At 59.9% G+C, this 6,529-nt stretch carries 8 protein-coding genes and 1 pseudogene; 2 read left to right on the top strand and 7 right to left on the bottom strand.

Annotated elements, in window-relative coordinates:
* The coding region (locus VMR39_RS27860; RefSeq protein ID WP_325421351.1) for a LuxR C-terminal-related transcriptional regulator at window positions 1-1,231 on the top strand (1,231 nt) is incomplete at its 5' end.
* Between the two features lie 228 nt (window positions 1,232-1,459).
* Here the strand turns inward: VMR39_RS27860 and VMR39_RS27855 are convergent.
* From VMR39_RS27855 to VMR39_RS27845, 3 genes are all read right to left on the bottom strand, one after another.
* Window positions 1,460-1,816, bottom strand: coding sequence for a thioesterase family protein (locus VMR39_RS27855; protein ID WP_325421349.1), 357 nt, complete (start codon window positions 1,814-1,816; stop codon window positions 1,460-1,462).
* 62 nt (window positions 1,817-1,878) lie between these two features.
* Window positions 1,879-2,631, bottom strand: a complete 753-nt coding sequence (locus VMR39_RS27850; RefSeq protein WP_325421348.1) for a class I SAM-dependent methyltransferase — start codon at window positions 2,629-2,631, stop codon at window positions 1,879-1,881.
* Between the two features lie 3 nt (window positions 2,632-2,634).
* Window positions 2,635-3,129, bottom strand: coding sequence for a MarR family winged helix-turn-helix transcriptional regulator (locus tag VMR39_RS27845; RefSeq protein ID WP_325421346.1), 495 nt, complete (start codon window positions 3,127-3,129; stop codon window positions 2,635-2,637).
* 155 nt (window positions 3,130-3,284) lie between these two features.
* Between VMR39_RS27845 and VMR39_RS27840 the strand changes: the two genes are divergently transcribed.
* Entirely contained in the window at window positions 3,285-3,590 is a 306-nt protein-coding gene (locus tag VMR39_RS27840) for a hypothetical protein (RefSeq protein WP_325421344.1), read from the top strand.
* Between the two features lie 125 nt (window positions 3,591-3,715).
* Here VMR39_RS27840 and VMR39_RS27835 read toward each other — a convergent pair whose 3' ends face one another.
* The 4 genes and pseudogenes from VMR39_RS27835 to VMR39_RS27820 all read right to left on the bottom strand — a co-directional run bounded on the left by VMR39_RS27835 (window position 3,716) and on the right by VMR39_RS27820 (window position 6,392).
* Window positions 3,716-4,600, bottom strand: a complete 885-nt coding sequence (locus tag VMR39_RS27835; protein WP_325421342.1) for a DUF418 domain-containing protein — start codon at window positions 4,598-4,600, stop codon at window positions 3,716-3,718.
* Window positions 4,546-4,950 (bottom strand): hypothetical protein, encoded by a 405-nt coding sequence (locus VMR39_RS27830; RefSeq protein ID WP_325421341.1) that lies wholly within the window; start codon window positions 4,948-4,950, stop codon window positions 4,546-4,548. Before VMR39_RS27830 ends, VMR39_RS27835 begins: the two co-directional genes overlap by 55 nt.
* Window positions 4,937-5,526: pseudogene (gene ribB, locus VMR39_RS27825) on the bottom strand (3,4-dihydroxy-2-butanone-4-phosphate synthase). The gene VMR39_RS27830 and the pseudogene ribB overlap by 14 nt, the downstream one beginning before the upstream one ends.
* A gap of 101 nt (window positions 5,527-5,627) precedes the next feature.
* Window positions 5,628-6,392 (bottom strand): ATP-binding protein, encoded by a 765-nt coding sequence (locus VMR39_RS27820; RefSeq protein ID WP_325421337.1) that lies wholly within the window; start codon window positions 6,390-6,392, stop codon window positions 5,628-5,630.
* Window positions 6,393-6,529: the final 137 nt, after the last annotated feature.

Here is a 6,529-nt window from a genome sequence, read left to right as displayed (position 1 = left end):
ATGTCTTCTGGACAAAAGATGGCAAGGCTATCGTTCCGACGGCACCCGTATCGACGCGCCCGCCCATCCTGCCGTCCGGGCTCTGGCAGGGGAGGAAGGCGCGCCCGCGCTGGACTTCCTGCTCGGTCAAGCAGGCGGACGTCAGACATGGGCGACGATCAGCGCCATCCCGCTCTCCGATACGACATGCGAGAGGCTGGCTGGCGCGATAGTCCTGATCGAGGAAATAGACAGACCGCGGCATGCCATCCGTTGCACGACCATCGCCGACGCCTGCCTGCGCCGGTTCGCTGAGCATAGCAGCGTTGCCTTGTGGATCGCCCATGCCGAGACCGGTGATCTCGAATATCGCAGCCCGGCGACGGAGAGGCTATGGGATATCGATTCCAACATCCCGGCATCGTCCCTGCCTCATATCCATCCCGACGACCGTCAGTCTGTGACCGAATATCGTGCGTTGGCAAGTTCAGGCCAGGTGCAGCGACATGACTATCGCATCGTGGACATGGCCGGCGTCATCCGCTGCAAAGTGCGCGAGACATGCTTTCCCATCCCGCCCGGCCCCGGCGAGGAAAACTGGATCGGCGGCATCATCGAGGACATTTCTCCGGAGATTCTGATCTATCTCGTACAGCGCGTCGAAGCGCTGGACGGCATCATCGAGGCGCAGATGCTGCGCTGCGCGAGCCGGATCAAGCGCTTCTCGACCGCCAGCGAGTTGTTGAAAGTTGCCGAAATACTCAATCCGGGCTGTCTGATAGTGGATCTGCGCGGCACAGAGAATGCCGACGGGGCATTGGCGCAGATAGTAGAAGGGCGACCGAGCGATCTTCAACTCATCTTCGTCGGTGATGCCGCGACGCCGCCGCAGCAGGTGATCAGCGCCATGCGTGGAGGAGCGATCGACTTTCTCATCGCACCGATGGTTTCTGACGATCTGGACCGGGCCATCTGCCGCGCCTGCGAAGCATTGCCGCACAATCTTAACAGAGGTGGCCCCGACCAGGATGATGGTTCTGACCGCCTTTTGAGGTTGCCGCGTCGAGAGCGCGAGGTACTGCTTGGTCTGCTCAATGGCGGTACGAACAAAAGCATCGCTCGGGTGCTCGGTATCAGTCCGAGGACCGTGGAGGCGCATCGCGCCCACCTGATGGAGCGGCTTAACGTCTCGACGCTGTCCGCTTTGCTCCAGGTCGCTCATCGCGCGGGCATGGGATCGCAATGCGGATGACCCGTGGCGCTATTCCCGCCAGCGACTGCAATTGGCGTGAGGCGACATTCTTGGGTGTTCACCAAAGCGGCTTGAGTTGGTCGCCATCTGCCGGAAGTTCGTGGGACTTTTCCGCCGTTCCAGAGATCAGCCGCGAATGGCGATGTTTGCCGAAACCTGCCACCGGCATGGCCTCACTCCTGCACCGATGTCGCGTCCTGGCAGACGGCGCCATTTTCCATTGCTCGATCAGCGCACCGTCATCTTCTGCATGAAGCGCTCGAAATCAATGATGGCCCGCTCATGCTTGCCTTCACCGACCAGGCCATGGTCGTCGCTACAGGAGACATCGAAGTGGAGCGTCCTGCCCGCCACTTCGGTAAGCTCAATCGATGCGGTAACTAGCCGGCCAACGGGGGTAGCCGAGACATGAGACACATCAACATGGGTGCCCACCGTGCGCTGGGCATTTGTGAGATAAGGCCTGACACCCTGGATACAGGTCTGTTCGATAAATCCGATCATCATGGCGGTCGCGAACACTGGAGGCATGTCGCTGAAGCCGGCCCATCCCTGACCCAGTTCGGGCACCGTATGGCGAGGCATGACAAGCATGGATTCCGTATGCCGCAGACCGATCGGTAAGGGCGTCGCTGCCGGGACCGATGTCAGATAACATCTCCCAAGCGCATGTTGATCGGCCACCTGACCGTCCGGCGCTGATCCGGCTTGCCCCAAAGCTTGAAGATGTCCTCGGCAAACGCCTCAAGCAGTCGCTCTTCGCCGGCCTCCCGGGCACGGCGGGCGGCCGACCAGGTCGAGATATAGCCCAGAAAGTCTGCTGCAGACCAATGCCGCTCGATTTCGAGACGGGGGGGAGGCAGTTCCCGGAACGGGAAGTCGATACCGGCATAGCCGTCATCCACCAATTTACGCTCAGGCGGCCAGAAGCGGCCAACCTCGTCATGGTAGAAAGTCAGGAAGCGGTCGTTCAAACCAGGGTCGAGCTGGGCTACCCCATAGCTGATAAGGGCAAGAAGGCCTTCGGGGACGGCGACTCGGCGTACCTCCTCGTAAAATACCGGAAGGTCGAACCAGTGTGCGGCCTGCGCGGCTGTTACGAGGTCCACACTGCGATCTGGCAGGTCGATCCGCTCTGCTGAGCCGACTTCGTATCGGACGCGCTCATACGCCTGCGCGTGATCAACCTGATCGGCACTTGGATCGGTTCCAACCACTGTCTCGAACTGAGCGGCGAGCTGTCGGGTGAACTGACCCGTCCCGCAACCGACATCGAGTGCGACGTTCCTGCCCGGTGCGATTTCTCCGAGCAGGCGTGCAAGATCGTCGGGGTAGTCAGGACGAAACCGCGAATAGGCTTCACCACCCTGATCAAACCAGTTTTGAGCCGTGATCGGCATATATCAATTCCTTTGCGGATATGCGGATCGGGAAGCCGCAGCGTCGCTGAGCCGTACGCTGAAAGCGCGGCGGTCCAGCGCCTCGATGGTGTCGCTCAGGACTTTACGGACGGGATGTCCGATTTCGCCCTCGAGCGTGTCTATGGCCGCGAATATGCTCTCCCAATGCGTGACGACCACGGCGAGCAATGCCTCCCCCCTGGCGGTAAGCCGCACTTCCGATTTGCGGCCGTCGGGCAGCGGGGAGCGTTCAAGCAGGCTGGCATCGATCATTAGCGCGACCGTCTGGCTCACAGCGCCCTGCGTCAGATGACAGGTGTCGCGGATCTCGGTGACAGTTCGTGCGCCTGCAGCGATAGCGCGGAGGATAGGCGTATAGCGCGGGCGGTAGTCTAAGCCGAGCTGCTGATATCGCAGCTCGGACCCGCGATCGACCATTTCCATAAGGTGGCGGAGCAGCTCTCCGAGTCCAGGTTCGATCCTTGTCATGAACGCCATTTACATTAGTGCTAATGCATATTTAAGGTCGGGATCGGTTTCCTGAATGCAGAGGTAGCGAAATGTCACAGGGAGTGGTCTGGAATAGCGCTGCGGGGCAAGAATAACCGTTTTTGTCCTTGGCGGACGCTCATTCACCGCCCCAGCAAAGGCGCATGTTGGTCGACTTCTGCCGGAACGTCGTGGGGGCTTTACTGCCGTTTCGGGTGGTTCTGCGACACGGCCGCTTTGAGCCTGAAACCTGTCATGTAAAGCCCGCGCTGATCGTTCATCAACTGACGATTGTGCGTATTTATCTGGATAACCTCATGAAAACCTGTGCCTTAGCGGCAGATCTCAAAACGGCGATCATATTCGGAGACGACGAATTTCTCGACAGTGAGGCAGCGGCTGCCTTCAACTGGGTCCAGCCATTAGTTGGGGGAAGATGCCATATATCTATCACATTTGATGATAAATAGATGGTCGATTGCCTGCAATGTCAGATTCGTTTCTTTCCTGGCCAATCGCAGGGACATTAACGGTAATGTTGCGACTTATCTCGTTCCGGCTGTCGCTGGCCTGCCGGCCGCAACGATCAAGCTGACTATCGCGTCGGCTTGCGCAACGGAATGACACGACCGATAGTCAGCATGCGCCATATCCACTCAAGTGGCCCCATTTCAAAACGGGCGAGCCATAGCAGCGACCAGACCAGCTGCAATGCCCAAATAGTCACGATGATCGCCCACAGACCTGGACGATCTACCTCACCCATCAAGGCACCGCGTCCCCCATAGAAAATCGAGGTCATTATGATCGACTGTGAGAGATAGTTGGTGAACGCCATGCGACCCGCGGCAGACAGCGGCTGCATAGCTGGCGCAACCGCGGTCCGCAGCAGAAGCATAAGCGCAGCCGCGTACGCCAAAGCGACAAACGGCGCTAACGCCAGCAACGCGGCACCGGTGATGGGCAATGGAGCCTCGAGCACATCTGCCTGCCAGCAGAGCCATCCGATCATGGTAAGCGCCGGTAGGCCCACGGCTATCGTCATGGCGTAGCGACGGGTGCTTGAGCGCCCCGCAAGGTAGCCTTGCTTGAACAGGCCCAACCCGATCATCATCAGACCGAGCGTCTGCGGGATCAACCAAAAGTCACCGCGCAGCAGATTGAGATAAGATCGTGCGTTCACGCGGTACGCACCCGACCAGGATCCCTTTGCCTCAGCCATCGTAGCGGCGATCGCCGCCTTGCGCTTTGCCAAGCTTGACGATGGGGAGTGCTGCTGAGCCGATATATGTGCCGCCGGTGGATTTGATAGCGGCAATGACGCTGGTGGCATCTGGCGTATCAGCATGATGGCGTAGAGGCCGATACCGATTGTGAGCAGAACCTTAGGCCGCCATGACCGACAGAAGAACATCAAGACGCCCGTCACGGCATAGAGTGACAGGATGTCGCCCCACCAGATCCCGAATCCGTGCAGCATGGCGAAGCAAACAGTACGACAAGTCGCCGGGCCAGAACCACACCTTTGCGCCTGTCCGACCGTTCACCGCCGACAAGGAAAAGCGACACGCCGAAAAGCATGGAAAAGAGCGTGACGAACTTATCGTGGAAGAAGGTATCCATCACCCAATATGACAGGGCCGTCGCTCCCTCATTGGGGTAAAGCCACGTCTGGGGGTGAAGCGATGCGGCCTGAGGCGCTGCGTAACCATCGGCATTGACGGCCAGAATGCCCATGATCGACATTCCGCGAATGACGTCCAGCGCCTGGATACGAACTTTTCCCACCACGGGCTTTACGCCATCATCGATTGTCTCAGTCGCAGACATTATTGTGATATTCGCTTTCGTGTGTGCTGGTTGCTAGACATGGATACGTCGCCAGATCCTTGATGGTCACGATCGGGAAATCATGCTCCAGCGCATATTGCACGAGTAGCGGCAGCCGCGTCATCGACCCGTCGGCATTCATGATTTCGCACAATACGCCCGCTGGAGGCCGTCCTGCTCGCTGCGTCAGGTCAATCGTTGCCTCAGTATGTCCCGGCGCGCCGCAAGACCACCGGGATGAGCGCGCAACGGGAACACATGCCCCGAGCGTGCCAGATCTTGCGGGCGCGCGTTGGCGGCGATCGCGGCCTGGATGGTCCGCACGCGATCCGCTGCAGAGACCCCCGTCGTGACCCCATGGCGGGCTTCGCTCGAGACTGTGAATGCCGTGCCGTTCCGCGCCGAATTGGAGGCGACCATGGGTGGTGGATCCAAGGTCTCGACTTTGGCAGCGGTCAGGATCAGGCAGACGGTCCCCGATCCGTCACGGATCATCCGCGCCATCTGAGGCACCGAGAGGTTATCGGCCGCGAAGATCAGGTCGCCTTCATTCCCGCGATCCTCGTCATCGATCATGATGACGCCCACGTCAGCTGCAATTCTCGCGACCGCTCGCGCCACCCGGTCGCGGGCGTTCCCAAAACCGGCGAGCGGCGAAGAGTCGAGCAGATGCAGCATCATGCCGCGTCCCTCCCGGCTGCTACATACTTCGCGAACTGAACCGCCACGCGTCCCGAACGGGAACCACGTCGCCGCGCCCAGTTGTCTGCCTCCCGCGACAACTCATCGGCGTCCATGGTATGGGCCAACACACCAAGGTGGCCGATCACCATGGCAAGATAATCGTCCTGAGCGACATTGTGGAAGCCGAGACTGAGGCCAAAGCGATCGGCAAGCGATACCTTCTCCTCGACCGCTTCGCTCGCATGGACCGCGGATGATCTCTCGTTTTCGATCATCTCCCGGCGCAGCAAATGGCGGCGGTTGGACGTCACCGCCAGCAGGATGTTGGCGGGGCAACCGCGGATCCCGCCGTCGAGCACGGCCTTGAGGCTCTTGTACGCCCCATCACCGTCATCGAAGGTTAGGTCATCGCAGAAGAGCAGGAAGTGTCGATCGATACCGCCGAGCAGGTCAAGCAGTGTCGGCAGCTGCTCGATATGCTGCCTGGGAACCTCGACCAGGGCAACGCGGCCGTCGGTTTCGGCATATATGGAAGCATGTGCCGCCTTGGTGAGCGAACTCTTGCCGGTTCCCCGAGCGCCCCAAAGCAGCATGTGATTCGCGGGCGTACCGCGTGCAAACCCTCTGAGGTTCGAGAGCAACTCGCGTTTCTGCGCATCGATGCCGACGAGGGCAGACAGCGCAACATGATCGATCGACGAAACCGGCGTCAGTTGCCGTAGTGGCGGTCCGAAGACATAGCCGGGAAATGCGAGCATGTCGGTTGCCGAGACGGATGGCGGTGCGATCCTCTCCAAAGCGGACGCGATCCGATTGAATGCCGTGAGCAAATCGGCAGAGCTGTGCAACGCGTCTTGCGCGTTCCGATCGAAACCGGTGGACGTATCAGGCATGA

It is taken from the genome of Sphingobium sp. (assembly GCF_035511395.1).
Lineage (GTDB): Bacteria > Pseudomonadota > Alphaproteobacteria > Sphingomonadales > Sphingomonadaceae > Sphingobium.
This window is presented reverse-complemented; position numbering and strand designations above follow the sequence as displayed.